This is a genomic window from Vibrio sp. 378, from assembly GCF_033339435.1.
On the sequence record NZ_JAWOUO010000561.1, the window covers coordinates 1 to 695 of the forward strand.

Below are 695 nucleotides of genomic sequence, written 5' to 3' on the forward strand. Positions count from 1 at the left end.
GATATGTAACCTAACAGTGAGTACGCAATTTCAATCACATCTTCACCACGTTCGCGAAGAGGCGGGAGATGCAAAGGAATCACGTATAAACGGTAGTATAAGTCTTCGCGGAAACGTCCTTCTTGAACTTCTTTCCAAGGGTCTCGGTGGTTGGCGCAACATAAAAGCACGACCACACTCTTCATTTTTGAAGAGCCCACTTTCTGGAACGTACCGGTTTGGATGAATCGCAATAATTTGGTTTGTAAGTCCAAATCCATTTCACACAATTCATCGAGGAACAACGTGCCACCATCGGCTAACTCAGCGGCACCTTGACGGTCATTTGCCGCACCAGTAAATGCCCCTTTTACGTGACCAAATAGTTCACTTTCGATTAAGTCTTTAGGTATGGCCGCACAGTTGATGGCAATAAACGGCTTATCACCACGTTTGCTTGCAGCGTGGATGGCTTCTGCGCATACCTCTTTACCCGTACCACTTTCACCAGTAATAAAGATACTCGCTTTACTGCTAGCGGCAGAGTCAATGGTGCGATAGACCTGCTGCATGGTTTGGCTGCTGCCGATAAAACCTTGGTAATTCTGATTACCCGGATTATCTGCTTCATTTTTTAGCTTAGTTGCTTTGCGAATTGCGTTGTTGACCGTAACACGCAGACGGTCTGCTTCACACGGTTTGATCAAAAAGTCTTG

At 45.9% G+C, this 695-nt stretch carries 1 protein-coding gene; it reads right to left on the bottom strand.

Going from position 1 to position 695, the window contains the following annotated elements; all coding sequences use genetic code 11:
* Positions 1 to 695: sigma-54 dependent transcriptional regulator (locus tag R7Q48_RS27545; protein WP_318133450.1), on the bottom strand; the 695-nt coding region annotated here is incomplete at both ends.